We start from the raw sequence: 26,403 nt of genomic DNA, 5'->3' as shown, positions 1-26,403 counted from the left end.
AACCGCGCCGCGCGTCACCGCTGTACGTCACCCCCCGCGCATGTCCCGGCAACCCCCACTACGCCGAGGAGCACTACACCGTGATCAGTCGCCGAAAGCTGCTGGGTTCCCTCGCCGCGACCGCGGCCGCCGCCGGTTCCGGTCTCGCCCTCACCGGCGGCCGGGCCGAGGGCGCCCAGCGGGCCGCCACCCTGCCGCTCACCGTCGTCAACCGCACCGGTCAGTTCGCCAACGCGTCGATATGGCTCTACATCGTCGGCAACGAGGGCGGACGCCAGGTGCGGGTGACCCCCGACGGCCAACTCGCCCCCATCGCACTGTCCGACAACGGCCCCGACGGCTGGACCGACTACGCCATCCCGCTGGCCGGGAGCGGTGACACCAAGCTGACCCTGCCCCGGATGTCCGGCCGGATCTATGTCGCGCTGGGCTCCCGGCTGAAGTTCAAGGCGGTCGCCGACGGCGCGGGCAAGCCCGCGTTGCAGTACCCGGCCGGATGGGTCTCCGGGGACCCCAACTACCAAGTCCTGCACGACTGCGCGGAGTTCACTTTCAACGCCGACGGCATGTTCTGCAACACCACCATGGTGGACATGTTCAGCGTGCCGCTGGCGATCCACCTCACCGGCGCCAAGGACCAGACCACCGGCACCCTCAAGGACGGCGCCCGCGACAAGGTGTTCTCCGATCTCGCCGGCACCGACGCCTTCGAGTCGCTGGTGCTCGGCGACCGGCTGCGGGTGATCGCCCCGGGCCACGGTCTGGGCGCCGGACTGTTCCCCGAGGACTACTTCGCGTCCTACATCGACCAGGTCTGGGACACCTACGGGTCGAAGGACCTCAAGGTCACCACCAACGCGGGCACCTTCACCGGCCGGGTCAGCGGCGGACGGCTCTCCTTCACCGGCCCCGCGTCCGTCTCGTTCGCCAAACCCTCCACCAAGGACGTGCTGTTCTGCGACGGCGCGCTGGCCGCGCCCAACGACGGCACGACGGGCCCGGTCGCGGCCATCCTCGGCGCGGGCTTCAACCGCACCACCCTGCACAGCTCGGCCAACCAGCCGGTCACCGACCCGGCCGCCTTCTACACCGAGCGGATCACCCACCACTACGCCAAGGCCATGCACGCGGCGACCACCGACGGCAAGGCGTACGGCTTCGCCTTCGACGACGTCGCCGACTTCGCGTCCTACATCCAGGACACCGCACCGACGGCGATGACCCTCACCCTGACCCCGTTCTGAGCCCGCTGAGTAGGCCGCCGCTCAGCGGACATGGCGGCGGGCCTGGAGGGCCACCCCCAGGGCGAGCACCGTCCGGGGGTCCTCCAGGTCGCTGCCGAGCAGCCGCGAGATCCGGGCCAGCCGGTCGTACAGCGTCTGCCGGTTGAGATGCAGCGCGCGGGCCGTTTCCGCCTTGCGGCCCGCATGCCGCAGATACACCTCCAGCGTCGGCACCAGCGGCGGGCGGGCGGTGCGGTCATGGGCGAGCAGCGGGCCGATCACCCGGTCGACAAAGGCGGCCAGATCCCCGTGCTCACGCAGTCGCCACAGCAACAGATCGACATCCAGGCTGCGGACGTCGTACCAGTCCCGGTCCGGCAGGCCCCGGGCCGCGTTGGCCGCCTCGGCGGCGTGCCGCAGCTCGGTCCCGGCCGTCTCCCAGCCGACCGCGAGACCGGCGACCACCACCGGCGGCCGCGAACCCGCCCGGTCCGGCCAGGCCCGTTCCACCGCGGTCCGCAAACCCGCCGCGATCCGCTCGGCGACCGCACCGCGCTCCGCCGCGTCCCGCAGCCCGGCCAGCAGCGGCACCCGGCCCTCCGGAAGCCGCACCCCCAGCAGCACCGGCACCCCGGCCGCCGCCAACTCCTCCTGGAGAGCATGGGCCAGCGCCGCCCAGCTCTCCCCGCCGGCCAGCGGACGTACATCCTCCGCCAGCCGCGCCACCACCGGCAGCAGCGGGCCGTCTCCCGGCCGGAAGCCCAGCACCCGCGCCTGGGCGGGTGCCTCCGAGGGCTCGATCCGGCCCTCCGCGAGATCGGTGAGGAAGTCGCCCCGGCCCCGGGCCGCCAACTCCTCCTCCTGGCGGGCCCGCAGCAGCACCACCGCCAGCAGATCCGCCGTCCGCTCGGCCGCGATCCGGTGCACCGGCCCCAGCGGTCCGGCCACCGGCAGCACGGTCAGCCGGGCCCGTACCGCCCCCGGGCCGTGTCCGCCGCCCGGGATATCCGCGATCACACTGCCCGCCGGGGGCTCCGGCTGCTCGGCCGCCCGGCGCGCCCGCAGCCCCTCCCACACCTGGAGCGGATCGGCGAGCCCCGGCCGGGCCGCCTCCTCGCCCGGCCCCGCCGCGTACAGCAGATGCCCGTCGGGGGTCTCCAGGAAGACCGGGTTGGCCGCGAACCGGGCGAAGTGGCGCAGGATCTCCGGTACCCCGCCGCCGCGCAGCAGCACCTCGGTCGCCTGGCGGTGCACCACATCGGCCTGGCGCAGCAGGGCGTAGTGCTCATTGACGATCTCGGTGTGGATCTCCTCGGTGACCGCCACGAACGGCACTTCGCGATGGAGTTGCACCAGCGGCAGCCCACAGGAGCGCGCGGTGTCCACCACCGGCCCCGGCAGTGCACGGAACCGCGCCCCCAGCTCCACCACCAGCGCGGCGATCCCCCGCTCGGCCAGTCTGCGGACGAAGGCGCGCTGCTCGGCCGGGCGCGGTCCGACACCGAGACCGGTGGTCAGCAGCAGCTCTCCGCCGCGCAGCAGCGCCGCGATATTGGGCGCCTCGCCAGCGTGCACCCAGCGCACCGGCCGGTCCAGCAGGTCTTCCCCGGACACGACCTCCGGGAGCCCGCGGCGCAGCGCCGGAAGGTCGAGCGCCCGCGCCACGGTGATCGTCCCCTGGGGACCCTGCGGTTCCATGGTCAGGACGTTACCCGGCGCGGGCGGCGCGGGCCGGTGGGCGGCGGTCAGCCGCCGTACGCGCCGGAGGCGGTCAGCCGCAGCGCGGTGTCGATCAGCGGCACATGGCTGAACGCCTGCGGGAAGTTGCCCACCTGCCGCTGGAGGCGCGGGTCCCACTCCTCCGCCAGCAGCCCCAGGTCGTTGCGGAGCGCGAGCAGCTTCTCGAAGAGCTTGCGGGCCTCGTCCACCCGGCCGATCATCGCCAGGTCGTCGGCGAGCCAGAACGAGCAGGCCAGGAAGGCCCCTTCATCGCCCTCGAGACCGTCCACGCCCGCGTCCTCACCGGCCGTCGGATAGCGCAGCACAAAGCCGTCGGAGGTGGACAGCTCGCGCTGGATGGCCTCGATGGTGCCGATGACCCGCTTGTCGTCCGGCGGCAGGAAGCCCATCTGCGGAATGAGCAGCAGGGAGGCGTCCAGCTCCTTGGAGCCGTAGGACTGGGTGAAGGTGTTGCGCTCGGCGTCGTAACCCTTCTCGCACACATCGCGGTGGATCTCGTCGCGCAGCTCCCGCCAGCGCTCCAACGGGCCGTCCACATCGCCCGATTCGATCAGCTTGACGGTGCGGTCCACCGCGACCCAGGCCATCACCTTGGAGTGCACGAAGTGGCGGCGTGGACCGCGCACCTCCCAGATGCCCTCGTCCGGCTCGTCCCAGTGCTCCTCGAGGTAGCGGATCAGCTTCAGCTGGAGAATGCTCGCGTAGTCGTTGCGCGCCAGGCCGGTCATATGGGCCAGGTGCAGCGCCTCGGTGACCTCGCCGTAGACATCCAGCTGGAGCTGGCCCGCCGCGCCGTTGCCGACCCGGACCGGCTGGGAGCCCTCATAGCCGGGCAGCCAGGTCAGCTCGGCCTCCGACAACTCCCGCTCGCCGGCGATCCCATACATGATCTGGAGGTTCTCCGGGTCGCCCGCCACCGCGCGCAGCAGCCACTCGCGCCAGGCGCGGGCCTCCTCGCGGTAGCCGGTGCGCAGCAGCGAGGACAGGGTGATCGCCGCGTCCCGCAGCCAGGTGAAGCGGTAGTCCCAGTTGCGGACACCGCCGATGTCCTCGGGGAGGGAGGTGGTGGGCGCCGCCACGATGCCGCCGGTGGGGGCGTAGGTCAGCGCCTTGAGGGTGATCAGCGAACGGACCACCGCGTCCCGGTAGGGGCCGTGGTACGTGCAGTGCTCGACCCACTCGCGCCAGAACGCCTCGGTGGCCTCCAGAGCGGCCTCCGGCTCGGGCAGCGCGGGCTGCTCCTTGTGCGAGGGCTGCCAGCTGATGGTGAAGGCGATCCGGTCGCCGGGGGCGACGGTGAAGTCGGCGTAGGTGGTCAGGTCCTTGCCGTAGGTGTCCACATCGGTGTCGAGCCACACCGAGTCCGGACCGGCCACCGCGACCGTGCGCGAGTCCACCTTGTGCACCCAGGGCACGACCCAGCCGTAGGAGAAGCGCATTCGCAGCGCCGAGCGCATCGGCACCCGGCCGCTCACGCCCTCGACGATCCGGATCAGCTGCGGGGCGCCGTCCCGCGGCGGCATGAAGTCGATCACACGGACCGTGCCGCGCGGGGTGTCCCACTCCGACTCCAGGACCAGCGAGTCCCCCCGGTAGCGGCGGCGATCGGCGGCCGGCGGCTCACTGTCCGAGGCGTGGGCCGGACCCAGCCGCCAGAACCCGTGTTCCTCGGTCCCCAGCAGACCGGCGAACACGGCATGGGAGTCGAACCGCGGCAGGCACAGCCAGTCCACCGTCCCGTCTCTACAGACGAGGGCGGCGGTCTGCATATCCCCAATGAGTGCGTAGTCCTCGATACGCCCGGCCACGTGCTTCCCCATTCGAACGGCCGTACTGCCCCGTGAGGCGTTCTTACGGTCTCGGAAATTCTCGACGAGCTCTTGTTCCGGGGGCGTGCTGGTGGTGCCGTGCCGGGGTGGCTCGCATGCGTGCGTCCGAGCAGGATACGACGGACAACGATGATCCGTTTGTGTTCGTCCATATCGTGGCTCGCATCTCACGGCCGATCGGGTGGCCGGCTCCCCGGAGCGGTCCCCGGCCAGGTCACGGAAGGTGTCCGCGCGGTTGCGCGGACACGGCCTCCAGCGGCCGCCCCGGGGCACTGATACCCTGGTAGCCCGTGGAGCGGCGGGCGCAAAACCCCCGAACCTCAGCGACGGCACCCCCCGATTTCCGGGGCAGCTGCCGGACCGCACCCTCACCACGCGACCACGGGAGCCCCCTCTTGGCCATTGCCGCTAAGCCCATGACGACCAAGCACCTCTTCGTCACCGGGGGTGTCGCTTCCTCACTCGGCAAGGGCCTGACCGCCTCCAGCCTGGGTGCCCTGCTGAAGGCGCGCGGTCTGCGCGTCACCATGCAGAAGCTCGATCCGTATCTGAACGTCGACCCGGGCACGATGAACCCCTTCCAGCACGGTGAGGTGTTCGTCACCAACGACGGCGCCGAGACCGACCTGGACATCGGCCACTACGAGCGCTTCCTCGACGTCGATCTCGACGGCTCGGCCAACGTGACCACCGGCCAGGTGTACTCGACCGTGATCGCCAAGGAGCGGCGCGGTGAGTACCTCGGTGACACCGTGCAGGTGATTCCGCACATCACCAATGAGATCAAGCATCGCATCCGCCGGATGGCCACCGACGACGTCGACGTGGTCATCACCGAGGTCGGCGGCACCGTCGGCGACATCGAGTCGCTGCCGTTCCTGGAGGCCGTCCGCCAGGTCCGCCACGAGGTCGGCCGGGACAACGTCTTTGTGGTGCACATCTCCCTGCTGCCCTACATCGGCCCCTCCGGTGAGCTGAAGACCAAGCCCACCCAGCACTCGGTCGCCGCCCTGCGCAACATCGGTATCCAGCCGGACGCGATCGTGCTGCGCGCCGACCGCGACGTCCCCACCTCCATCAAGCGCAAGATCTCGCTGATGTGTGACGTGGACGACGCCGCCGTGGTCGCCGCCATCGACGCCAAGTCGATCTACGACATCCCCAAGGTGCTGCACTCCGAGGGTCTGGACGCCTATGTCGTCCGCAAGCTGGACCTGCCCTTCCGGGACGTGGACTGGACCCAGTGGGACAACCTGCTGGAGCGCGTCCACCAGCCCGACCACGAGGTCACCGTCGCGCTCGTCGGCAAGTACATCGACCTGCCCGACGCCTATCTGTCGGTCACCGAGGCGCTGCGCGCGGGCGGTTTCGCCAACAGCGCCCGCGTCAAGATCAAGTGGGTCACCTCCGACGACTGCAAGACCGCGGCCGGTGCCCGGCAGCAGCTCCAGGACGTCGACGCGGTCTGTGTCCCCGGCGGCTTCGGCGACCGCGGTGTGATCGGCAAGCTCGGCGCGATCACCTACGCCCGGGAGAACAAGATCCCGCTGCTGGGTCTGTGCCTGGGACTCCAGTGCATCGTCATCGAGGCCGCGCGGAACCTGGCGGGCATCGAGGGCGCCAACTCCACCGAGTTCGAGCCCGCCACCACCGATCCGGTCATCTCCACCATGGCCGAGCAGCTCGACATCGTCGCGGGCGAGGGTGACATGGGCGGCACCATGCGGCTGGGCATGTACCCGGCCAAGCTGGCCGAGGGTTCGATCGTCCGCGAGGTCTACGACGACCAGCCGTACGTCGAGGAGCGCCACCGCCACCGCTACGAGGTCAACAACTCCTACCGCGGCGAGCTGGAGAAGAAGGCCGGAATCGTGTTCTCCGGCACCTCCCCGGACAACAAGCTGGTCGAGTACGTGGAGTACCCGCGCGAGGTGCACCCCTACCTCGTCGGCACCCAGGCCCACCCCGAGCTGCGCTCCCGCCCCACCCGCCCGCACCCCCTCTTCGCGGGTCTGGTGAAGGCCGCCGTCGAGCGGCAGACCGCTGCTCAGGGGCAGGGCGCGGGCGCCTGACCGATACGGTGGAACCCCGGGTGCGGGCCGCTCGTGCGGCCCGCACCCCGGCCATCGCACCGAGAGGACGCGGAGAACACCCATGGGCATCCAGGACACCCCCGAGGAGTGGCAGATCACTGCCACCGCCACGCCGTTCACCGGCAACAAGACGAGCGTGCGCACCGACGAGGTCGTGATGCCCGACGGCAGCCGGGCCAAGCGCGACTACCAGGTCCACCCCGGCTCGGTCGCCATCCTCGCCCTCGACGAGGACGGGCGGGTCATCGTGGTGCGGCAGTACCGCCACCCGGTGCGCCAGCGGCTGTGGGAGATCCCGGCCGGGCTCCTCGACATCCCCGGTGAGAACCCGCTGCACGCCGCCCAGCGCGAGCTGTACGAGGAGGCGCACGTCAAGGCCGAGAACTGGCGTGTGCTCACCGATGTCTACACCTCGCCCGGCGGCACCGACGAGGCGGTGCGGATCTTCCTCGCCCGGGAGATCTCCACGGCCGAGGGCGAGCGCTTCGAGGTCTCCGAGGAGGAGGCCGACATGGAGCTGGACCGCGTTCCGCTGGACGACCTGGTCCGTGGTGTCCTCGCGGGCGAACTGCACAACACCTGCCTGACGGTCGGCGTCCTGGCCGCGCGGGCCGCGCTGGACGGGGACGGCCTGGACGCGCTGCGCCCGGCGGACGCCCCCTGGCCGGCCCGCCCCTTCGAAGCCTGACCACGGCCTGACCGAGGCGCCGTTGCGACCCCTCCCACCCTCCCGACGATCAGTGGATCCGATGGAGTGATTTTCAGCCCGGTCTGCCGGTCGGGAGTGCCGGGTTCCTGACGCGGAGTGAACTACCCTCATAAGCGCCGAAGGGGTACGCGCAAGCGAAGCGCGCGACAGCACGCGCTCTCGCGCGCCCCAGAGGTTACGAGGGGTCGAGCACGGTCGACCGTCGACAGCGGCGCAGGCGCCCCGGGGCGAACCGAGCCGCACCAACCCCGGCCGCGACCGCGGCGGGCTCGTGATGCGCAGGTGGACGGGAGTGGGCCCGTGGCGGAGCAGGCGGTCGACACCGAAGGAGAGCCACCGGCCTCCCACCAACCCCCCGTACCCGCACCAGCGCCGTCCCCGCGCAGCGCGGGCACGGACGCGGAGGTTCCGTCCCGCTCCCCGGGGCCCGTTCCCGGCCCGGGTCCGGCCCGCTCCGCGGCTTCGGACACCGGCACCGGCCCGGGGGCGGCGCGTTCCGGCCCCGGCTCCCGTACGAGCGCCGACGCCGCGGATCCAGCCCGCCGCCCGGCCCCGGGCACCGGCCCCGCCACGGGCCGCGCGGACCCGGCCCGTTCCCCGGCCCCGGACACCGGGGCGGGGCCCGCGGCCATGGCGGGCGCGGGCTCATCCGCCGCCCCCCGCTCCGCGGACGCGGCCCCGGTGTCCGGCCGCAGCGCGCCCGTTGGGCCGCCCGGGCCGCGAGGTGGAGCGGGCGACGGTGGGGTGTGGGGTGGGGCCACCCGGGCCGTGTTGTTCGCCGCGGCGGCCACCGTGGGCAAGGGGTTCGCGGGGCGGCGGCGGGAGTTGCTGTCGTTGCGGGCCGACATCGACCGCCCCGGTCTCGACACCCTCGCGGGCCGCAAGGCCGCCCGAAGCCGGGTGCTGCTGATCGCCGGACGCCCCGGCTGGGGCCGTACCGCGCTGGCCGAGGAGCTGGCCCGGCGGCTCGCCGACGACTATCCCGACGGTGTGCTGACCGCGCGGCTGACGACCTCCGGCGGGCAGCCGGTGCCCACCCTCCGCACCGCACGCGATCTGCTCGGCCGGCTCGGGGTGACCGCCCCGCCCGGGGCCGACGAGGACGATCTCAGCGAGGCGCTGCGCGAGAAGCTGACCGGCAAACGCCTTCTGCTGCTGCTCGACGATGTGGCCGGTGTCGAGCAGGTGGACGCGCTGCTGCCGGACGAGCCCGGCTGTCTGGTCGTCGCCGTCTCGCGCGGTCCGCTGACCGGGGTGCCGGACGTCCGGCCCTGCACGGTCGGCGGGCTCGACGTGAGCGCGGCCGTCGGACTGCTGGCGCAGTACGCCGGACCCACCCGGATCACCTGCGACCCGGTGGCCGCGCAGACGCTGGTGGGCGAGTGCGCGGGTCAGCCCGCCGCGCTCGTGCTGGCCGGTGGCTGGCTGGCCGTACAGCCCGAGGCGTCCGTGGCCGATCTGGTGGCGCGGCTGCGGGAGCTGCCGCCCTCCTCGGCGGACGCCGACCCCGGCGTACGACCGCTGGCCCGCACCTTCCGGCTGGTGTACGACTCGCTGCCGCCCGCCGTCGCCCGGATGCTGCGGCTGCTGGTGCTCGCGCCCGCCGGGTCGCCCGATGCCCATGTCGCGTCCGCGCTGGCCGGGTGCTCGGTCCAGGACGGCGAGGCGGCGCTCGAGGGGTTCGCCGGGTGCGGGCTGCTGCGTCCGGTCGCGTACGGCCGGTACCAGGTGCCGGGCTGTCTGGAGCCGCTGCTGCGGGAGCTGCTGGAGTCCGTGGAGCGCCCGGCGGAGGTGGAGCTGGCCCGCGCCCGGATGCTGGAGCGCACCGTGCGGCAGCTGCACGCATGCCGGCTGGCCGCCGAACCGGTGGGCTCTCCGGCTCGCAGAGAGCTGGCGGAGATGCCCCGCCCGCTGCGGTTTTCGTCGTCGTCGGCCGCGGCCGGCTGGCTGGAGGCACGGCTGCCGGTGCTGCTGGAGGCGGCCCGGCTGGCCGTCGAGGCCGGGGAACTGGACACGCTGGCCCGGCGGCTGGTGGCCGGGCTCACCCATGCGCTCAGCGCCCACCGCGGCGCGGAGGGCGCCGCGCCGGAGCTGTACGGGCTGCACCAGCTGGTGCTGGATGTGGCGGAGCGCCGCGACCTGCCGGTGGAACGGGCGGCGGCCCTGCTCAACCTGGGCGACCTGGACGCCCGGGCGGACCGCGTCGACCAGGCGCTGACCCGCTACAAGGGCGCGCTGGAGGCCGCCCGCGAGGCGGGTGACGCGTATACGACCGGGCGGGCCCTGGAGTCCATCGGCGGTATCCATCAGGAGCTGGGGGACTGGCACCGGGCCGCCGACTGGTACGGACGGGCCCTGGAGCTCAGGCTCAGCCGCCGGGACGTGGCAGGCGGCGCCCGGGTGTACGCACGGCTGGGCACCGTCCACGGTTACGCGGGCCGCTGGGCCGAGGCACTGCGCGACTGGCGCGCCGCGGCGGCGGCCTGCCGCCGGGCGGACGACCTGGCCGGGTGCGCACGGGCGCTGAGCGGTACCGCCCGCGCCCAGGAGCAGATCGGCCGGACGCGGGACGCGCTGCGCAGCTGGGGCGAGGCGGTGACGGTCGCCCGGGGCTGCGGGGACGCCCGGCTGCACGGCGAGCTGGCACTGCGTGCCGCCGAGGCCGTCGACCGGCTGGGCGGTGACCCCGCGGTGGCCCGTGTACTGAGGCAGGAGGCCGAGCGTGCCGAGGCGCCCGAGAAGGGGCTCTCACCTGAGGAGTCGCCCCCCACGGCACCCCCGGAGGCACCCCGGGCCATGGAAGAAGACGAGATCGACCTACGAAATCAGTAGTGGTCTCGCGAAAGATTGATGCATTGCAAGGCTAGACAGCGCGACGTCCTTCATTAAACTGGCTGTACCGCGAATGATGCGGTCGTCACCGGCATGCGGACACAGCGTCCGGTTTACATGTCCATGGCTGGTTATGTTCCGGCTGTGACGTTATATTCCGTTCCCCCCCCCCATTCAAGGACCGTGATCGACGTGAAGGTCGGTATCCCCCGCGAGGTCAAGAACAACGAGTTCCGTGTGGCCATCACCCCCGCCGGTGTGCACGAGCTGGTCCGCAACGGCCACGAGGTCTTCGTGGAGCAGAGTGCGGGCCTGGGCTCCTCCATCACGGACGCGGAATACACCGCGGCCGGTGCGCGCATCCTCGACACCGCCGACGAGGTCTGGGCCACGGCCGACCTGCTGCTGAAGGTCAAGGAGCCCATCGCGGAGGAGTACCACCGCCTGCGCAAGGACCAGACCCTCTTCACCTACCTCCACCTCGCCGCCTCCCGCGCGTGCACCGACGCGCTGCTGGAGTCCGGTACCACCGCCATCGCCTACGAGACGGTCGAGACCGCGAACCGCGCGCTGCCGCTGCTCGCGCCGATGTCCGAGGTCGCGGGCCGGATCGCGCCGCAGGTCGGCGCGTACCACCTGATGCGTTCGGCCGGTGGCCGCGGTGTGCTGCCGGGCGGTGTGCCGGGTGTGGCCGCGGGCCGCGCGGTGGTCATCGGTGGCGGTGTCTCCGGCTGGAACGCCGCGCAGATCGCCATCGGCATGGGCTTCCACGTCACCCTGCTCGACCGGGACGTCAACAAGCTCCGCGAGGCCGACAAGATCTTCGGCACCAAGGTGCAGACCATCGCCTCCAACGCCTTCGAGCTGGAGAAGGCCGTCCTGGAGGCCGACCTCGTCATCGGCGCGGTGCTCATCCCGGGCGCCAAGGCTCCGAAGCTGGTCACCAACGAGCTGGTCTCCCGCATGAAGCCGGGAAGTGTCCTTGTCGACATCGCGATCGACCAGGGCGGCTGCTTCGAGGACTCCCGTCCCACCACCCACGCCGAGCCGACCTTCGAGGTCCACAACTCGGTCTTCTACTGCGTGGCCAACATGCCGGGTGCGGTGCCGAACACCTCCACCTACGCGCTCACCAACGCCACGCTGCCGTACATCGTGGAGCTGGCCAACCGCGGCTGGCGCGAGGCGCTGCGCCGGGACGCCGCCCTGGCCAAGGGCCTCAACACCCACGAGGGCCAGGTCGTTTACGGTCCGGTCGCCGAGGCGCACGGGCTGCCCCACGTCGAACTGAGCACCCTGATCGGCTGACAAGCCGGCTGACGGTCAACTCCGACCGTCAACACCAAGTCAATACCGGGCATCCGGCCGGGTCTTGCCGAAGGGCGGGACCCGGCCGCAGGTGTGTCCGACGGCGTGCTGCGCGCGTGCGGGGTGAGCCTGGTCAACTCGCCCCCAAATGCAACTCTTCAGACGCTTTGTGCGGTGGTGAAATCGCTCCATCGCCGTTCATACGCCCTTGACATCGGGGTGTTCGATTGCCGACACATCATGCCGTGTCCGGTGGATTGTGTTGCTGCGGACCGCCGACACGCCATAGAGTCGCCAACCGTCGGCATGGTGTCACGCTGACCTATCTAGAAATTTCCTGGTCACCAAGGAGGTAGGACGACTTGTGAATGAGTCGACATTTTCTCCCGGGGGTGGTCAACCAGGATCGGCTGCGCGGGGCCAGGGTCCCTCGGGGCTCGAGGCTGTCGGCTCCGTCGCTGTCCGCACCTTCGCAACCCACCAGAGCATGACGACAGCCCACCAGAGCCAGAGCATGGACGGCCATCACGTGAACGCCATGGCCGGCGACCAGGGGGGCACGGATCCCGCCCGCTTCGCCGACTACGACGACCTCCCCGACGGGCACTTCTACGACCCGGACGCGGAGTACGAGCCCGACCCCGAGTACGCGGCCACACTTGCGCCCGACGCGGCCCGTCAGCGCCGCGAGCGCATCGGCCCCACCGGGCGGCCGCTGCCGTACTTCCCGATTCCCGGCCCGCTGACCGACCACGGCCCCGCGAAGATCATCGCGATGTGCAACCAGAAGGGCGGCGTCGGCAAGACCACTTCCACCATCAACCTGGGCGCGGCGCTTGCCGAATACGGCCGCCGGGTCCTGCTGGTCGACTTCGACCCGCAGGGCGCCCTCTCGGTCGGCCTCGGGGTCAACCCGATGGAGCTCGACCTCACGGTCTACAACCTGCTCATGGAGCGGGGTATGTCGGCCGACGAGGTACTGCTCAAGACGGCCGTGCCCAATATGGACCTGCTGCCCAGCAATATCGACTTGTCGGCTGCCGAAGTGCAGCTGGTCAGCGAGGTCGCCCGGGAGTCCACCCTCCAGCGCGCGCTCAAGCCGCTGATGGCGGACTACGACTACATCGTCATCGACTGCCAGCCCTCGCTCGGTCTGCTCACCGTCAACGCGCTCACCGCGGCGCACAAGGTGATCGTGCCGCTGGAGTGCGAGTTCTTCGCGCTGCGCGGGGTGGCCCTGCTCACCGAGACGATCGAGAAGGTCCAGGAGCGGCTCAACCCCGACCTGGAGCTGGACGGCATCCTCGCCACGATGTACGACTCGCGCACCGTGCACAGCCGTGAGGTCCTCGCCCGCGTGGTCGAGGCGTTCGACGATCACGTCTACCACACGGTCATCGGCCGTACGGTCCGCTTCCCGGAGACCACCGTCGCGGGTGAGCCCATCACCACGTACGCGTCCAACTCCGTCGGTGCCGCCGCCTATCGCCAGCTCGCCAGGGAGGTGCTCGCCCGGTGTCACGCCGAGTGAGTCTGCCGGGAGCCGACGAACTGTTCCGCACCACGGGAGGGATGGGGCTCCAGTCCTCCTCTCCCGCGTCCGGCCGCCGCCAGGCGAACGGCGAGGCCGCCCGGGTCCCGGCGCCCGCCGCCGAGCCCGACACGGCCGCCGAACCGCACGAGGACGGTACGGCCGAGGGCGGCCGTCGCGCGGAGGGCGAGCAGTCCGGCGCCGCCGAGCACACGGGCCGTGAGACGGCCGCCGCCACGCAGGACGCCGCCGAGCGGCGCCCCGCGGCGGCGGGCCACCCCAAGGCGCGCCAGGCGGCCGGAGCGGCGGGCGCGGCCGAACCGGCCCGCCGCCGCACCCGCGCGGCGAACCGGCGGCCCAGCGGGCGTGAGCGGCACGACGAGAAGATCACGGTCTATGTCTCCGCCGAGGAGCTGATGGACCTCGAGCACGCGCGCCTGGTGCTCCGCGGCGAACACGGACTCGCGGTCGACCGCGGCCGGATCGTCCGCGAGGCGGTCGCGGTCGTCCTCGCCGACCTCGAGTCGCGCGGCGACGCGAGCATCCTGGTGCGCCGCCTGCGCGGCCGGTGACCGGGCCGGGCGATAGCCTGCCCGGTCGTACGGGCTGCCCCGCCCGGCCCTGAGCACCCTGGACCGCGATGCCGACGAACGACGCCCCCACCCCGCCGCCCCGCCGCCGCACCCTGGGCCGCGGTCCCGGCGCGGCCCCGACGGCTCGCCCCGACCCGCCTCCCGCGCCCCCGACGGCCCCCACCCCTACCGCCGGGTCGGCGGCGGAGCATGCGGGTGGCGTTGAGCCGCGTACGGGGTCGGCCGATGCGGCGAATCACACCGAGGCGGGCATCGCCGAGGCCGCCGTGCCTCCGGCGGAGCCCGCCCCTGCCGCCCATACGGCGACACCTCCGGCCGAGCCTCATACGGAGCCGCCGTCTGCCGGAGGCCCCGCGGCAAGGCCCGCGCGGAAGGCGGAAACGGAGGCGCGCCCGTCCGAGCCGCCCACCGGGCCGCCGGTTGGCACACGTGCTTCCGACGCGGGGACCTCCGAAGCCACCACGGCCCAGGCCCGGCCGGGCACGGCGTCCCCGGCCGGTGAGGCGGCGGTGTCCCAGGCCCGGCCGGGCACGGCGTCCCCGGCCGGTGAGGCGGCGGTGTCCCAGGCCGGTCCGCATCCGGCGCCGTTCGACGGTCTGCCCGCGGCGGAGGCTGTCCCGGGTGCCCGGTTCGTGGAGCTGCCCGAGTCCGACCCGGCCGCCGAGGCCGCTTCGGCGGGGGCGCGTGAGGCGGATGCGGGAGGCGGCGCGCCTCACGTCGAGTCGGATACCGCGTTGTCCGCCGAGCTGCTTGGCGTGGACGCCGATGCCGCCGACGCCGACGTGGCTCCGGGCGGGCCGAGCGCGGCGCCTCGGGCCGGAGGGGCGTCGGTGCCTCCGGCGGAGCCGTACGCTGCGCCGCCTGCCGAGCCGCGTGGCTCCGACGCGGAAGCCACCGCGGCGCAGGCTCGGCCGGGCACGGCTTCCCCGGCCGGTGGGCGCGCGGCGGGGGCAGCCGCGGATGCCCGGTTCGTGGGGCGGCCGGAGCCGGATCCGGCGCATGCGCGGGCTGAGGAGGGGGCCGACGGGCCCGTACGGCCCCCCGCGGGCGCGGGGGACGCCCGGAGCGGGGGCGCGGCCGACCAGGCCGTCAGCGGGGCGTCAGTGGACTCGGCCGATCACTCCGACAACGGCGCTACGGGGCGCGGTGCGCCCCACGACGGTGCTTCCCATGGCGACCGCGATGCGTCCGGAGAGGGCGTCTCCCACAGCGACGCGTCCGGCGACGGAGCTTCCGGTAGCGGCGGTTCCGAGCCCGCCGCCCCCGGCGCCGCCCGGAGCGATACGCCCGGCGGCGAGGGTTGGGACTCCGACGACGGCACCCGCTTCATCCTGCGGCTCGACAACTTCGAGGGCCCCTTCGACCTCCTCCTTCAGCTGATCTCCAAGCACAAGCTGGACGTCACCGAGGTCGCCCTGTCCAAGGTCACCGATGACTTCATGGCGCACATCCGGGCCATGGGGCCGGACTGGGACCTCGATCAGACCACCGAGTTCCTGGTGGTCGCCGCGACACTGCTCGATCTCAAGGCGGCTCGGCTGCTGCCCGCCGCCGAGGTGGAGGACGAGGCCGACCTCGCGCTGCTCGAGGCGCGGGACCTGCTGTTCGCGCGGTTGCTCCAGTACCGCGCGTACAAGCAGATCGCGGACATCTTCAACGACCGGCTGGTCAGTGAGGCCGCCCGGCACCCCCGTACGGTCGGCCTGGAGCCGCATCACGCGGAGCTGCTGCCCGACGTTGTCATCAGCATCGGCGCCGAGGGCTTCGCCAAGCTGGCCGTGAAGGCGATGCAGCCCAAGCCCAAGCCGCAGGTGTACGTCGAGCACATCCACGCCCCGCTGGTCAGCGTGCGCGAGCAGGCCGAGGTGGTGGTGGCGCGGCTGCGTGAGCTGGGGGAGGCCAGTTTCCGGACGCTCACCGAGGACGCCCCCGACGTCCTCACCGTCGTCGCCCGCTTCCTGGCGCTGCTGGAGCTCTACCGCGAGCGCGCGGTCCTGCTCGACCAGCCGGAGGCCCTCGGCTCGCTCATGGTGCGCTGGACGGGTGCCGACGGTGAGCGGCCGCTCGTCACCGATGAGTTCGACCAGGAGGCCGGACCCCGGCAGGAACCGCCGGAGAAGCGGCCCGAGGAGAAGGAGAAGCAGGAGGTACGGAGTTGAGCGAGCAGTGGACCCCCGCCACGGCCTCGGACGTCGCGGCCCTCGACCTCAAGCCCGCCCTGGAGGCGGTCCTCATGGTCGTCGACGAGCCCGCCACCGAGGAACACCTCGCCAAGGTCCTGGAGCGCCCGCGCCGCGCGGTCGCGGACGCGCTGCGCGAGCTGGCCGACGAGTACGCGACCCAGGGCCGCGGCTTCGAGCTGCGGCTGGTCGCGGGCGGCTGGCGCTACTACACCCGCCCCGCGTACGCCGCCGCCGTCGAGGGCTTCGTCCTGGACGGCCAGCAGGCCCGGCTCACCCAGGCCGCTTTGGAAACCCTCGCGGTGGTCGCGTACCGTCAGCCGGTCAGCCGTTCCCGGGTCTCGGCCGTCCGCGGCGTCAACTGCGATGGCGTGATGCGGACCCTCCTCCAGAGGGGTCTGGTCGAGGAGGCGGGCACGGAACCCGAAACAGGTGCGATCCTGTACAGGACGACGAACTACTTCCTGGAGCGGATGGGTCTGCGGGGTCTGGACGAGCTTCCGGAGCTCGCGCCGTTCCTCCCCGAGGCGGACGCGGTCGAGGGCGAGTCCCAGGAGGGTGTGCCGTCGCTCGACCCGGACGCCGTCGACGCCGATGACGCGGACGACGGAGTAGGCCACTCCCAGACACTCTCAGACGGAACGTGATGCGAAGCAGCGGCAGGAACAGCAGGGGCAGCGGTAGCGGCAGCGGCAGCGGCGGCGGCGGCAGGAACTACCGCGGCGCGGGCAACCAGCGCGACGACAGGCAGAAGCGCGCGGGCCGCCCCCGTCCCGAGGAGCGCCGCTACGACGTAGGCGGAGCCTCCCAGGACGGCGGTCCCAAGGCCGGTCCGAAAGGCGGACCCAAGGGCGGACCCAAGGGCGGCCCCAAGGCGGGTGCCAAGGGTGGCCCCAAGGGCGGCGCCGGCGCCGGTCGCGGCCGTAAGCCCAGTGGCCCGGCCCGCCCGCGCGAGTACGACGCCCAGATAGAGGAGCGCAACCGCGCCCGCCACAACAAGCCCCAGGTCAAGCTGCCGAAGACGTTCGGCGAGCAGGAGGGCGAGCGCCTCCAGAAGGTCCTGGCCCGCGCCGGTATGGGTTCGCGCCGCGCCTGCGAGGAGCTCATCGACCAGGCCCGCGTCGAGGTCAACGGCAAGATCGTCACCGAGCAGGGGCTGCGCGTCGACCCGGAGAAGGATGAGATCAAGGTCGACGGGCTGACCGTGGCCACCCAGTCGTACCTGTTCTTCGCGCTGAACAAGCCCGCCGGTGTCGTCTCCACCATGGAGGACCCCGACGGCCGTCAGTGTCTCGGCGACTACGTCACCAACCGCGAGACCCGGCTCTTCCACGTCGGCCGCCTCGACACCGAGACCGAGGGCATCATCCTGCTCACCAACCACGGTGAGCTGGCCCACCGCCTCACCCACCCCCGCTACGGCGTCACCAAGACCTACCTCGCCGCGATCCAGGGCCCGCTCCCGCGCGACCTGGGCAAGCAGCTGAAGAACGGCATCCAGCTCGAGGACGGCTACGCCCGCGCGGACCACTTCAAGGTCGTGCAGAACACCGGCAAGAACTACCTCGTCGAGGTGAGCCTGCACGAGGGCCGCAAGCACATCGTGCGCCGGATGCTCGCCGAGGCCGGGTTCCCGGTCGACCGGCTGGTGCGCACCGGCTTCGGGCCGATCGCGCTGGGCGACCAGAAGTCCGGCTGGCTGCGGCGGCTGACCAACACCGAGGTCGGCATGCTGATGCGCGAGGTCGACCTCTGACTCGGACCCCGAGGTGACCCGCCCCCGCCGTGTCCCGCGTCCCGCGTCTCGCAGGGCGGGCGCGGCGGGAGCCCGTCCGGCCCGCTCGTTAGGCTGATCGTGAGCGCGCCGGGACCCGCGTCCACGGTGGCGCGGCAGTAGGTGACCACATGCGCGCAGGGGAGCACAGACATGGCGGTACGAGCGGTCCGCGGGGCCGTCCAGCTGGAGCGGGACGAGTCCGGCCATATGCGGCAGCAGGTCTCGGAGCTGCTGACCGCCATCCTGGAGCGCAACGGGCTGGTGCCGGACGACCTCATCAGCGTGTGGTTCACCGCCACCCCCGATCTGCACAGCGACTTCCCCGCGGTCGCCGCACGCAAGCTCGGCATCACCGATGTGCCGCTGATCTGCGCCCAGGAGCTGGACATCGAGGGCGCCATGCCGCGGGTCGTCCGCATCCTGGCGCATGTCGAGACGGACCTGCCCAAGTCCGACGTCGCCCATGTCTACCTCGGCGCCGCGGCCTCCCTCCGCAAGGACATCGCCCAGTGAGAACCGCACTCGTCATCGGCACCGGCCTGATCGGCACCTCCGCCGCGCTGGCCCTGGCCGGACGCGGGGTCCACGTCCATCTCGCCGACCACGACGCGGACCAGGCCCGTACCGCCGCGGCCCTCGGCGCCGGTACGCAGGAGGAGCCCGACGGGCCGGTGGACCTGGCGATCGTTGCCGTACCGCCCGCGTATGTGGCGCGGACGGTCGCCGATGTGCTGCGCCGGGGTACCGCCCGCGCCGCGCTGGACGTGGCCAGCGTCAAGGGCGGCCCGCGCCGCGAGCTGGAAGCCCTGGGCTGCGATCTGACCCGCTACATCGGCACCCATCCGATGTCCGGCCGTGAGCGCTCCGGGCCGCTGGCCGCCACCGCCGACCTCTTCGAGGGGCGGCCGTGGGTGCTCACCCCCGGCCAGGACACCGACACGGAGGTGCTCAACCTCGCCCTCGAGCTGGTGGCGCTGTGCCGCGCGGTGCCCGTGGTGATGGACGCGGACGCCCACGACCGCGCGGTGGCCCTGGTCTCGCACACCCCGCATCTGCTGTCCAGCATGGTCGCCGCGCGGCTGAAGGACGCCGACGAGACCGCGGTACGGCTGTGCGGGCAGGGGATCCGCGATGTGACCCGGATCGCCGCCTCCGACCCGGCGATGTGGATCGACATCCTGTCCGCCAACCCCGGCCCGGTCGCCGATGTGCTCGCGGCGGTGGCCGCGGACCTCGACGAGACGGTACGGGCGCTGCGCGGCCTCCAGTCCGCCGACGAGTCCAAGCGCGGCGACGGCGCCTCCGGGATCGAGGACGTGCTGCGCCGCGGCAACGCCGGGCGTGAGCGGGTGCCGGGCAAGCACGGCGCCGCCTCGGCCGTCTACGAGACGGTGTCGGTGCTCATCGGCGACCAGCCGGGCGAGCTGGCCCGGATCTTCGCCGACGCGGGCCGGGCGGGCGTCAACATCGAGGACGTCCGGATCGAGCACGCCACCGGGCAGCAGGCGGGTCTGATCCAGCTGATGGTCGAGCCCGCGGCGGCCCCCGGGCTGACCGCGGCGCTCCGCGAGCGGGGCTGGTCGATCCGGCAGTGACCACGGACGGGACGGTCCGGCGGTGCGGGCATGACCACGCTGTCCGGAGCGGTCGTGTGAACCAGTAACCTTGTCCGAGGCTCCATCCGCCCCCTCCGACCCAGCCCCGTGCACACGAAAGGTGTCAGTCACCGTGGAAACCGCCGCCCGGACCGCCCCGGCAGCAGTGATTGTCGCGATCGACGGCCCCGCTGGCACGGGCAAGTCCAGCACCTCCAAGTCCGTCGCCGCCAAGCTGGGCCTCGGCTACCTGGACACCGGCGCCCAGTACCGGGCGATCACCTGGTGGATGGTGAACAACGGCATCGACATCGAGGACGCCGTCGCCGTGGCCGACGCCGCCGCGAAGCCGGTCATCGTCTCCGGCACCGACCCGGCCGCCCCGACCATCACCGTCGACGGCACCGATGTCGCCGGGCCGATCCGCACCCAGGAGGTCACCTCCCGGGTGAGCGCGGTCAGCGCGGTCCCCGAGGTGCGGGCCCGGATCACCGAGCTCCAGCGCACCATCGCCGCCGAGGCCCCGCGCGGCATCGTCGTCGAGGGCCGGGACATCGGCACCACGGTGCTGCCCGACGCCGACGTCAAGATCTTCCTGACCGCGTCCGCCGAGGCCCGGGCCGCCCGCCGCAACGGTGAGCTCAAGGGCAAGGAGGCGGCGGACCTGGCCGCCACCCAGGCGGCGCTCGCCAAGCGGGACGCCCTGGACTCCGGCCGGAAGACCTCGCCGCTGGCCAAGGCGGACGACGCGATCGAGGTGGACACCACCGAGCTCACCCTCGACCAGGTCATCGAGTGTGTGGTCACCCTCGTCGAGGAGAAGCGGACGGGCGTGTGACCGGACCCGCCGACACACTGCCGAGCGCGGCCGGAGCCGCGGTGGGACGCCGGATCGGCATCGGCCTGATGTACGGGCTGTGGCGGCCGCGGGTGCTCGGCGCCTGGCGGGTGCCGCCCACCGGGCCGCTGATCCTCGCGGTGAACCACACCCACAACATCGACGGCCCGATGCTGATGGGCACCGCGCCCCGGCCGGTGCACTTCCTGGTCAAAAAGGAAGCGTTCATCGGTCCGCTGGACCCGTTCCTGCGCCGGATCGGGCAGCTGAAGGTGGACCGTACGACCGCCGACCGGACGGCGATCATCGCCGCCCTCGGCGTGCTGGAGCGCGGCGGAGTGCTGGGGATCTTCCCCGAGGGCACCCGCGGCGAGGGCGACTTCGCCTCGCTGCGCGCGGGGCTCGCGTACTTCGCCGTCCGCTCGGGGGCGCCGATCGTGCCGGTGGCCGTGCTCGGCTCCGGTGACCAGCGCAACGGCGACGGACAGGTCAGGACGGTGCCGCGGCTGCGCAGCCGGATCGACGTGGTCTTCGGTGACCCGTTCGAGGCGGGCGACGGCAGCGGCCGACGGACCCGGGCGGCCCTGGACGAGGCGACCACGCGCATCCAGCAGCGACTGGGCGCGCACCTGGGGAACGCCAGGCGGCTCACCGGCCGCCACGACGAGACATGAGATCCGCGAGCCCGCACAAAGGGCCGCGGCCTTAAGGGACGACGAGGAACGTAACTTCATGGACGACCAGATCCACAGTGGTGGCGACGAGCACGGAGAGCTCGGCGACGCCGAGTACGCGGAGTTCATGGAGCTCGCCGCGCAGGAGGGTTTCGACCTCGAGCAGGTCGAGGGCGACCTCGCCGCGGCCGGACACGGCCCGCTGCCCGTCCTGGCCGTCGTCGGCCGTCCCAATGTCGGTAAGTCGACCCTGGTGAACCGTGTCATCGGCCGCCGCGAGGCCGTGGTCGAGGACCGCCCCGGCGTCACCCGGGACCGGGTGACCTACGAGGCCGAGTGGTCCGGCCGCCGCTTCAAGGTCGTCGACACCGGCGGCTGGGAGCAGGATGTGCTCGGTATCGACGCGTCCGTGGCCGCGCAGGCCGAGTTCGCCATCGAGGCCGCCGACGCGGTGGTCTTCGTGGTGGACGCCACGGTGGGCGCCACCGACACCGACGAGGCCGTGGTCAAGCTGCTGCGCCGGGCGGGCAAGCCCGTGGTGCTGTGCGCCAACAAGGTCGACGGGCCCAGCGGTGAGGCGGACGCCGCCATGCTGTGGTCGCTCGGCCTCGGCGAGCCCCACCCGGTCTCGGCGCTGCACGGCCGCGGCACCGGCGACATGCTGGACGCGGTGCTCGAGGCGCTGCCGGAGGCCCCGGCCCAGACCTTCGGCGCGACGGTCGGCGGACCGCGCCGGATCGCCCTCATCGGCCGCCCCAACGTCGGCAAGTCCTCGCTGCTGAACAAGGTCGCGGGCGAGGAGCGGGTGGTCGTCAACGAGATGGCGGGCACCACCCGCGACCCGGTCGACGAGCTGATCGAACTCGGCGGCGTGACCTGGAAGTTCGTGGACACCGCCGGTATCCGCCGACGCGTCCACCTCCAGGAGGGCGCCGACTACTACGCCTCGCTGCGCACCGCCGCCGCCGTGGAGAAGGCCGAGGTCGCGGTCATCCTGATCGACACCAGCGAGTCCATCAGCGTCCAGGACCAGCGGATCATCTCGATGGCGGTCGAGGCCGGACGCGCGATGGTGCTCGCCTTCAACAAGTGGGACACCCTCGACGAGGAGCGCCGCTACTACCTCGAGCGCGAGATCGAGACCGAGCTCGGACAGATCCAGTGGGCGCCGCGGGTCAATGTCTCCGCGCGCACCGGCCGGCATATGGAAAAGCTCGTCCCGGCGATCGAGACGGCGCTGGCCGGCTGGGAGACCCGGGTTCCCACCGGGCGGCTGAACGCGTTCCTCGGCGAGATCGTGGCCTCGCACCCGCACCCGATCCGCGGCGGCAAGCAGCCCCGCATCCTCTTCGGAACGCAGGCCGGGACCCGGCCGCCGCGGTTCGTTCTGTTCGCCTCGGGCTTCCTGGAGGCGGGCTACCGCCGCTTCATCGAGCGGCGGCTGCGCGAGGAGTTCGGCTTCGAGGGGACCCCGATCCAGATCTCGGTGCGGGTGCGGGAGAAGCGCGGCCGCAAGAAGTAACGGCACGCGCCCCCGTTTTGGGCTCGGTTCTCCCCCAGCTACCGCTGGAAGGTGCCCCCGCCGGGGCGCTTCAGCCCCTTCGGCGTCAGTAGTCGTGCCCCCGCCCGTCGCGCTGACCCGGCGGCAGGGCGGGGAGATAACCGCGGTAGTACGGACCGCCGGTGTCCCACGATGCGCTGTGGCTGCCCACCCGGCCATGGCCCCCGCTGGTCAGACCGCGGGGCTGGCCGGTGTGGCCGATGGCGCTGAACGCGACGAACCCCAGATCCTCCTCGTCCGAACGGTCGCCGGGCAGCGCCCGGAACAGCCTCCGGTACTCGGCGTACAGCGCGTCGTAGATCGGCGTGGCCGACTGCCGCCAGGGGTCGGCCGATTCCTCCAACGCGGGGCGCATTGCCGGAATGTAGCCGTATGAGGGGGAACGATAGGGGAGGTCGTATGCGTGCACGTATGTGCCAACGACCCGGCCGCCCGTCGGATGCGGCATCGGTGGCGAATGGGCTGCCCGCGGCAGGTAGGCGGGGCCGGGAACGGCGGAGGCCATGGGCGTCAGGTGCCCGCGAGCGGCATCGAGGCGCCGACCAGCGCGCCGCTCGCCGCGGCCCGGTCCAGCGCCGCGCGCAGCTGGTCCTCACGCGGCTGGGTGCCGATGGTGCCCGCCGGTGCGGCGTACAGCATCACCTGCTGGGAGCGGCCGACGGCATGCCGCCAGCCCTCGCTGAGCGGCATCGGGTGGTGCGCCTGCCACCAGGCCACCGGGGCGCCGCCGCTCGCCGAGGGCATCAGGACCGCGTGCAGCTGCCCCATGGCGATCAGTACCGACCAGCCGTGGTTGGGGCCGGGCGGCCGGTTCAGATCGACGACCGGCAGAAAGCCCTGCTCGGTGAGGAGGGACAGGAAGTCGTCGCGCCGGCCTGATCCGGGCCGGGTGATCGGCGCCGTCGGCTCGACCACCAGCGCGGGCCGCGCCTCCCCGCCCACCAGCACCACCCCGCTGGTGACCCCGAGCACGGCCTGCGGCGACGACGCGGCCCGCTCCGGCGACTGCGCGGGAGCCTGGACGGCCTGGGTCCGGGCCTGCGGCTGCGGCGCCTCCGGATAGCCGGACGGGGTCGCATAGCCGGAGGGCGCGGCGGCGGAGTGCGCCGCCGCCGGGAGCGGATCGGCGGCGTCCTCCCCGGTGATGGACCGCACCGCGCCGCGCAACTGCTCCTCGGAGACCGGCACCACCTGGGACGGGACGCAGGTGGCATGCGCGAAGGCGAGCACGGCCGTCTCCTGCCCGACGAAGAGGACGGTGCTGGTGGCCTCCTGGTCGGTGTTGCCCGGGGTGCGGCAGGACGTGCAGTCGTAGGCGCCCGGGGCATTGTCACCGGCGAGCAGCCGGTCGGCTTCTTCGTCGCCGATCTCGGCGCGTACGTCATCGCTGACGTCGAGCATGCGCGGCACGGGTGGCTCCTCGGTATCGGTCCTGTGCCGGGCATCTCCCGGCTCATATGGAGAACAACGGGCCATCCACGGCGGGGGTCACGCGGCCCGGCCACCCCTGGACTCCGATGCGTCAGAAGCCCTCGACGTTCCCTCGGTTCGCTACCGATTTCACATCTGTTCTGGAACAAAGCGGTGATGCGGCCCAACCCTGCCAACCGGGGCGAGGTCTTACCACGTGGTAGGCGGACGAGTCTCTCGTCCGCGGGGAACCAGCCCAATACGGGGACGACGGGGACGGATGCACATCTCATTCCTGATTCACAACGCGTACGGGATCGGTGGGACGATCCGGACCACGTACAACCTCGCCCGCACCCTGGGCGAGCAGCACGACGTGGAGATCGTCTCGGTGTTCCGGCACCGTGATCGGCCGATCTTCGATCCCGGGCCGCATGTGCGGCTCAGCCATCTGGTGGACATCCGCAAGGGAAGCCCCACCTACGACGGAGCGGACCCTGACCACGCCCGCCCCGCGAAGGTCTTCCCCACCGGCGAGGGCCGCTACAAGCAGTACAGCGCGCTCACCGACCGCCGGATCGCCGAACACCTCAGGGGGCTTGAGGCCGATGTCGTTGTCGGCACCCGCCCCGGCCTCAATATGCACATCGCGCGTGAGGCGCGGCGCGGCCCGATGCGCGTCGGCCAGGAGCATCTGACGCTCAGCACCCACTCCCGGGGGCTGAAGCGGGCGCTGCGCGGTGTCTATCCGCGGCTGGACGCCGTCACCACCGTCACCGAGGCCGACGCCAGGACCTACCGCGGCCAGATGCGGCTGCCGGGCGTGCGGATCGAGGCGGTGCCCAACAGCGTGCCCGAGCCCGGACTCGAGCCCGCCGACGGCACCGGCAAGTGGGTCGTCGCGGCCGGGCGGCTGGCCCCGGTCAAACGGTACGACCTGCTGATACGGGCGTTCGCCAAGGTCAGCGCGGCCCGCCCGGACTGGCGGCTGCGGATCTACGGCGGCGGCGCCCAGCACGACAAGCTGCGCGCGCTGATCGACCAACTCGGCCTGTACAACCACGTCTTCCTCATGGGTCCGGCCCATCCGCTGGACCCCGAGTGGGCCAAGGGCTCCATCGCGGCCGTCACCTCCAGCCTGGAGTCGTTCGGCATGACCATCGTGGAGGCGATGCGCTGCGGGCTCCCGGTGGTCTCCACCGACTGCCCGCACGGCCCGGCCGAGATCATCGACAACGGGGTGGACGGCCGTCTGGTGCCGACCGGTGACGCCGACGCGGTGGCCGGAGCCCTGCTGGAGCTGATCAACAACGATGAACTGCGGCAGCAGATGGGGCAGGCGGCGCTGAAGGACTCGGCCCGTTTCGACCCCTCGCGGGTGGCCGGGCGCTACGACTCCCTTTTCGCCGACCTCGTCGCGCGCAGCGGACTGCGCGGCACCCTCCACCGCGCCCGCGGCACCCTGCTCAGCGGTGCGCTGGTGACGAAGGACTCGCTGCGGAAGGTGCGGGTGGCATGAGTGCTCTGAGCGGAGGTGTGTCCATGACGTCAGCGGGGGCAGCGGAGCGGACCCAGGAGGACAGCATGAGCGAGGCCGGAGAGGCCGCCCCCACCCGCGCCGACTGCGTGGCGGATTCCGCCGGTGGGCTCACCTTCCACATCACCGACTGGGTCCGGCCGCAGCCCGGCAGCTACGACGACTGGAACGGTGCGCTGGTCCTGATTCTCCGGGGCGCGGAGGGCCGCGACGGCGGCGAGGTGCGGCTGCCGCTCGGCCCGACCGGGGACGGCCGTCTCCAGGCCGCGCTGCCGAGCACCGTCGCGCTGCCCGAGGGCCGCTGGGACGTCCATATGGCGTACGGGGACGCCGAACCGCGGCGGCTGGTACCGGGGCTGAACGATCTGCGTTCCCTGGTGGACCGCAGACCCGGGCCGAGTACCTCACCGCTGTCCGTGCGCATCCCGTACGCCACCAAGCACGGCAATCTCTCCCTGCGCAGCTGGCGGCGGGCGCCGCACGCCGAGGCCGGGGAAATCCTGCTGGAGGACGGCGCGATGGCCGTCCGAGGGCGGCTCCACCGCGTCCAGCACCCCGCGGAGTGGCTGGCCGGCGCGGTCCTCGAGGCACGCTGCCGCCGGGACACCGCCCGGGTGCGCACCGTGCCGGTCACCGCGGACGGCGCGGACTTCTTCTGCACCCTGCCCTTCGCCGAGCTGACCGAGGACTGGGGCGGCGGCGCGGACCTCTGGGATCTGCGGCTGCGCCCGGCGGACGCGGAGGAGCCGCCCGCGCGGCTGGCTCGCATCCTGGACGATGTGCCGGACAAGAAGGAGATCTTCACCTATCCGTCCATGGAGCTGACCGCCCCGCACGGCCAGGCGCGGGTGCGTCCGTACTACACCCGGGACAACGACCTGGCGATCCGGGTCGAGGCGCCCGTCTGATCCGTGCGGGGCGGTCGGGTGCTCCAACGCTACGGTCCCTTGAGGACAGGATCTGTCCTCAAGGG

At 72.5% G+C, this 26,403-nt stretch carries 21 protein-coding genes; 17 read left to right on the top strand and 4 right to left on the bottom strand.

The annotated features are described in order from the left end of the window. Nucleotides 1–80 precede the first annotated feature (80 nt). The gene (locus JK363_RS24940; protein ID WP_201877410.1) at nt 81–1,244 is read left to right on the top strand and encodes a glycoside hydrolase family 64 protein; all 1,164 of its coding nucleotides are present in this window, start codon (nt 81–83) and stop codon (nt 1,242–1,244) included. A gap of 21 nt (nt 1,245–1,265) precedes the next feature. On the opposite strand, the gene JK363_RS24935 is transcribed toward JK363_RS24940, so the two are convergent. Beyond that, nucleotides 1,266–2,921, bottom strand: a complete 1,656-nt coding sequence (locus JK363_RS24935) for a PucR family transcriptional regulator (RefSeq protein WP_201877408.1) — start codon at nt 2,919–2,921, stop codon at nt 1,266–1,268. 47 nt (nt 2,922–2,968) lie between these two features. Next, entirely contained in the window at nt 2,969–4,771 is a 1,803-nt protein-coding gene (locus tag JK363_RS24930) for a glycoside hydrolase family 15 protein (RefSeq protein WP_201877447.1), read from the bottom strand. A 437-nt stretch (nt 4,772–5,208) separates the two neighbouring features. Between JK363_RS24930 and pyrG the strand changes: the two genes are divergently transcribed. The 14 genes from pyrG to der all read left to right on the top strand — a co-directional run bounded on the left by pyrG (nt 5,209) and on the right by der (nt 22,444). Next, nucleotides 5,209–6,864, top strand: coding sequence for a CTP synthase (gene pyrG, locus JK363_RS24925; RefSeq protein ID WP_201877406.1), 1,656 nt, complete (start codon nt 5,209–5,211; stop codon nt 6,862–6,864). Between the two features lie 82 nt (nt 6,865–6,946). Next, nucleotides 6,947–7,573 carry an NUDIX domain-containing protein gene (locus JK363_RS24920; RefSeq protein ID WP_201877404.1) on the top strand — a complete coding sequence of 209 codons (627 nt, stop codon included), beginning with the start codon at nt 6,947–6,949 and terminating at the stop codon, nt 7,571–7,573. 321 nt (nt 7,574–7,894) lie between these two features. Next, complete coding sequence (locus JK363_RS24915) at nt 7,895–10,426, top strand: tetratricopeptide repeat protein (protein WP_372444836.1); 2,532 nt, start codon at nt 7,895–7,897, stop codon at nt 10,424–10,426. Between the two features lie 192 nt (nt 10,427–10,618). Next, nucleotides 10,619–11,734, top strand: coding sequence for an alanine dehydrogenase (gene ald / locus JK363_RS24910; protein WP_201877445.1), 1,116 nt, complete (start codon nt 10,619–10,621; stop codon nt 11,732–11,734). Nucleotides 11,735–12,248: 514 nt separating this feature from the next. Beyond that, the gene (locus JK363_RS41930; RefSeq protein ID WP_020872375.1) at nt 12,249–13,265 is read left to right on the top strand and encodes a ParA family protein; all 1,017 of its coding nucleotides are present in this window, start codon (nt 12,249–12,251) and stop codon (nt 13,263–13,265) included. Continuing rightward, the gene (locus JK363_RS24900) at nt 13,250–13,837 is read left to right on the top strand and encodes a hypothetical protein (protein WP_201877400.1); all 588 of its coding nucleotides are present in this window, start codon (nt 13,250–13,252) and stop codon (nt 13,835–13,837) included. Before JK363_RS41930 ends, JK363_RS24900 begins: the two co-directional genes overlap by 16 nt. Nucleotides 13,838–14,688: 851 nt before the next feature. Next, on the top strand, nt 14,689–16,017 hold the full coding sequence (locus tag JK363_RS42700; protein WP_443726306.1) for a segregation and condensation protein A: 1,329 nt from the start codon (nt 14,689–14,691) through the stop codon (nt 16,015–16,017). Beyond that, nucleotides 16,014–16,685, top strand: a complete 672-nt coding sequence (gene scpB, locus JK363_RS24890) for an SMC-Scp complex subunit ScpB (RefSeq protein ID WP_201877399.1) — start codon at nt 16,014–16,016, stop codon at nt 16,683–16,685. The genes JK363_RS42700 and scpB overlap by 4 nt, the downstream gene beginning before the upstream one ends. Continuing rightward, nucleotides 16,685–17,794 (top strand): pseudouridine synthase, encoded by a 1,110-nt coding sequence (locus JK363_RS24885; protein WP_201877397.1) that lies wholly within the window; start codon nt 16,685–16,687, stop codon nt 17,792–17,794. Before scpB ends, JK363_RS24885 begins: the two co-directional genes overlap by 1 nt. A gap of 171 nt (nt 17,795–17,965) precedes the next feature. Beyond that, nucleotides 17,966–18,328: a chorismate mutase gene (aroH, locus tag JK363_RS24880; RefSeq protein ID WP_176183723.1), complete on the top strand. Its 363-nt coding sequence runs from the start codon at nt 17,966–17,968 to the stop codon at nt 18,326–18,328. After that, complete coding sequence (locus tag JK363_RS24875) at nt 18,325–19,410, top strand: prephenate dehydrogenase (RefSeq protein ID WP_201877396.1); 1,086 nt, start codon at nt 18,325–18,327, stop codon at nt 19,408–19,410. The genes aroH and JK363_RS24875 overlap by 4 nt, the downstream gene beginning before the upstream one ends. A gap of 121 nt (nt 19,411–19,531) precedes the next feature. After that, nucleotides 19,532–20,248: a (d)CMP kinase gene (gene cmk / locus JK363_RS24870; protein WP_201877395.1), complete on the top strand. Its 717-nt coding sequence runs from the start codon at nt 19,532–19,534 to the stop codon at nt 20,246–20,248. Next, on the top strand, nt 20,245–20,922 hold the full coding sequence (locus JK363_RS24865; protein WP_372444835.1) for a lysophospholipid acyltransferase family protein: 678 nt from the start codon (nt 20,245–20,247) through the stop codon (nt 20,920–20,922). Before cmk ends, JK363_RS24865 begins: the two co-directional genes overlap by 4 nt. Nucleotides 20,923–20,980: 58 nt before the next feature. Next, on the top strand, nt 20,981–22,444 hold the full coding sequence (gene der / locus JK363_RS24860; RefSeq protein ID WP_201877393.1) for a ribosome biogenesis GTPase Der: 1,464 nt from the start codon (nt 20,981–20,983) through the stop codon (nt 22,442–22,444). Between the two features lie 85 nt (nt 22,445–22,529). Here der and JK363_RS24855 read toward each other — a convergent pair whose 3' ends face one another. Both JK363_RS24855 and JK363_RS24850 read right to left on the bottom strand, forming a co-directional pair. Beyond that, a complete protein-coding gene (locus JK363_RS24855; protein WP_236076069.1) occupies nt 22,530–22,838 on the bottom strand; it encodes a hypothetical protein in 309 nt (102 codons plus the stop codon). A gap of 155 nt (nt 22,839–22,993) precedes the next feature. After that, the gene (locus JK363_RS24850; RefSeq protein ID WP_201877390.1) at nt 22,994–23,893 is read right to left on the bottom strand and encodes a DUF8842 C-terminal domain-containing protein; all 900 of its coding nucleotides are present in this window, start codon (nt 23,891–23,893) and stop codon (nt 22,994–22,996) included. Between the two features lie 280 nt (nt 23,894–24,173). Here JK363_RS24850 and JK363_RS24845 point away from each other — a divergent pair, with 280 nt between their 5' ends. After that, a complete protein-coding gene (locus tag JK363_RS24845; protein WP_201877388.1) occupies nt 24,174–25,412 on the top strand; it encodes a glycosyltransferase family 4 protein in 1,239 nt (412 codons plus the stop codon). A gap of 65 nt (nt 25,413–25,477) precedes the next feature. Next, nucleotides 25,478–26,338: a hypothetical protein gene (locus tag JK363_RS24840; protein WP_201877443.1), complete on the top strand. Its 861-nt coding sequence runs from the start codon at nt 25,478–25,480 to the stop codon at nt 26,336–26,338. Nucleotides 26,339–26,403: the final 65 nt, after the last annotated feature.

The sequence above is a fragment of the Streptomyces coffeae genome, assembly GCF_016741875.1.
GTDB lineage: Bacteria > Actinomycetota > Actinomycetes > Streptomycetales > Streptomycetaceae > Streptomyces > Streptomyces coffeae.
This window is presented reverse-complemented; position numbering and strand designations above follow the sequence as displayed.

Coding starts and splice junctions, on each gene's coding strand:
- JK363_RS41930 (WP_020872375.1), top strand. CDS start 12,249: ATGGACGGCCATCACGTGAACGCCATGGCCGGCGACCAGGGGGGCACG.
- pyrG (WP_201877406.1), top strand. CDS start 5,209: ATGACGACCAAGCACCTCTTCGTCACCGGGGGTGTCGCTTCCTCACTC.
- JK363_RS24840 (WP_201877443.1), top strand. CDS start 25,478: ATGAGCGAGGCCGGAGAGGCCGCCCCCACCCGCGCCGACTGCGTGGCG.
- der (WP_201877393.1), top strand. CDS start 20,981: ATGGACGACCAGATCCACAGTGGTGGCGACGAGCACGGAGAGCTCGGC.
- aroH (WP_176183723.1), top strand. CDS start 17,966: ATGGCGGTACGAGCGGTCCGCGGGGCCGTCCAGCTGGAGCGGGACGAG.
- JK363_RS24855 (WP_236076069.1), bottom strand. CDS start 22,838: ATGCGCCCCGCGTTGGAGGAATCGGCCGACCCCTGGCGGCAGTCGGCC.
- JK363_RS24885 (WP_201877397.1), top strand. CDS start 16,685: ATGCGAAGCAGCGGCAGGAACAGCAGGGGCAGCGGTAGCGGCAGCGGC.
- JK363_RS24920 (WP_201877404.1), top strand. CDS start 6,947: ATGGGCATCCAGGACACCCCCGAGGAGTGGCAGATCACTGCCACCGCC.
- JK363_RS24845 (WP_201877388.1), top strand. CDS start 24,174: ATGCACATCTCATTCCTGATTCACAACGCGTACGGGATCGGTGGGACG.
- JK363_RS24935 (WP_201877408.1), bottom strand. CDS start 2,921: ATGGAACCGCAGGGTCCCCAGGGGACGATCACCGTGGCGCGGGCGCTC.